The sequence below is a fragment of the Micromonospora echinofusca genome, from assembly GCF_017614955.1.
Lineage (GTDB): Bacteria > Actinomycetota > Actinomycetes > Mycobacteriales > Micromonosporaceae > Micromonospora > Micromonospora echinofusca_A.
Genome location: NZ_WVUH01000601.1, coordinates 1 through 1,921 on the forward strand (window position 1 = coordinate 1; position 1,921 = coordinate 1,921).

Here is a 1,921-nt window from a genome sequence, read left to right on the forward strand (position 1 = left end):
CCGGTCGGACCGTTCGACGGGGTGGGCGTACCGCCCGGTCCGGCGGTGCGCGACGGCGACGGGCTGGCCGACGGGGTGGGTGACGCGGTCGGCGGGGTGGACGGTGACCCCGACGGCGTCGGTGACCCGGTGGGTGATCCGGTGGGCCCCGGCGAGGACGGCGGGTCGAGGCCGATCCGGCCCAGCGGTACCCCGGCCAGCCCGAGCAGCGCCTGGCTGGTGGCCCGGCGCCACTGGTCGCGCCCGGCGTCGCTGATCCCGTCGGCGAGGGCGGCGGTCAGCGCCTCGGTGGAGTAGGCGACGGCACCGGCGTCGGCGCCGGCCGCGCCGCCGCCGGCGGCGGTCACCTGGAGGGCCACCAGGGCCGCGTCGGCCCGGTCGGCCGGGGCGGTACGACCGGCGGCGCGTAGCGCCTGACCGGCCAGGCCGGTGCTGTTGGCGTTGGCGCCGGTGGTCGGGCCGGAACCGCCGAACGAGCCGTCGGTGTGCTGCTGGGCGGTCAGCCAGTCGGCGCCCCGGCGGGCGGCGTCGGCCGCCCCGGCGGAGCCGTCCGTGGCGGCGGCGAGCAGGGCCTGCACCGCCATCGCGGTGGTGTCGACGTCGAGCGGGGCGTCGGGTTGCGCGTCGCAGGACGGCGAGGGCGCGCCGGCCACGTCCGGGTAGAGCCGGAACCCGCCGGCCGCGCACTGCTGCCGGACGAGGAAGTCCACCGCGTCCTGGGGCACCTCGCCGGTCCGGGCCAGCCCGAGCACGGCGAAGGACTGGTCGAAGGTGTTGCTGGCGTCCGGTCCGGTGTCCGGGGTGGTCCGGCTGAGGATCCGACCGGTCTGGTCGCCGGCTCCGGCGATCAGCTCCAGGGTGGTGCGGCGCAGGTCGTGGCCGCCGAAGTCGGTGGGGTCGGCGCCGGCCACCGCGGCGGCGAAGAGCAGCTTCGCGGTCGCCCCGCCGTCGGTGAAGCCGGGGATGCCGTAGTCGTCGTAGGTGGTGTAGGACGTGACGTGCCCGGCCAACCGGTCGGCGGCGGCCTGCCGGGTCGCCCCGGCCACGTCGGCGGCGGTCAGTGCGAGCAGACCGTCGATGGTCAGCCCCCAGTCCTGCCCACCGAACGGGCCGGGCAGCGCCCCGTCGGTGAACTCGCCGGCGAGCCACGTCGCCGCCGCCCGGGCGGCGGCGCCGGTGGCCGGTTCGGCGGTGGACGGTGTCCCGGGGGCGGTGACGGCGAACGCGGTGAGCGCGGACGCGACCGTGACCCGGACGGCGAGTCGGGTCCGCCGGATGTCGGGCATGGCGGGTGCCTTTCAGGGGAGGTCGGGGAAGCGCCGGAGCGCACCCGGGGCGTTCACGCGGCGGGTGCGCTCCGGCGGGGTACACCGGGCGGAGGCGTACCGGTGGGCGGGGTGGTCCGCCCGGCCCACCGGTACCCCCTGGTCAGGGCGCCGGGACGCTGGGCGGGCTGCCGGCGCCGAACGCCCAGCCCTCCACCGTGCCGGGCGCCGGGTTGTAGCTGCCGGCGCTCGCCGAGCTGTACGACCAGGCGCCGCCGGCCGGGGCGTGCCAGTACGACCAGTAGGCGCTGGCCGGCGGGGTGTTGATGCACGCCTCGGTGGCGGCGGTCGGCAGCCCGTTGATCCGGCACACGAAGGCCAGGCCCCACCGGGCGGTACCGGTGACGGTGAACCCGGCGCCGGTCAGTGCGGCCAGGCCGGTGGCCGGGTCGCCCGGGGCGCAGGCGACCTGCACCCCGGCCCCGAGGGCGGTGAAGTCGACCACCACGGTGACCCCGGAGGTGCCGGTGCAGGCGGCGGCCCGGGCGGCCGGCGGGGCCGGCTCGACGACCACCAGGCCGGCGGCGACGACGGCAGCGGCGACCAGGGCGGCCAGCCGCCGGAGGACGGAGGTGGACATCAGTGCTCCTCGGGAC

Annotated in this window: 2 protein-coding genes; both read right to left on the minus strand. The window is 78.5% G+C overall.

All coding sequences use genetic code 11. The features are described from left to right. A partial coding sequence (locus GSF22_RS33175) for a prenyltransferase/squalene oxidase repeat-containing protein (protein ID WP_208817855.1) occupies nt 1-1,286 on the minus strand: 1,286 nt, incomplete at its 3' end. Nucleotides 1,287-1,428: 142 nt separating this feature from the next. Further along, nucleotides 1,429-1,905 carry a hypothetical protein gene (locus GSF22_RS33180; protein WP_208817856.1) on the minus strand — a complete coding sequence of 159 codons (477 nt, stop codon included), beginning with the start codon at nt 1,903-1,905 and terminating at the stop codon, nt 1,429-1,431. Nucleotides 1,906-1,921 lie beyond the last annotated feature (16 nt).

What these genes read in the sequence shown, in the direction of transcription:
- GSF22_RS33180 (WP_208817856.1), bottom strand. Translation starts at nt 1,905, where the DNA reads ATGTCCACCTCCGTCCTCCGGCGGCTGGCCGCCCTGGTCGCCGCTGCC.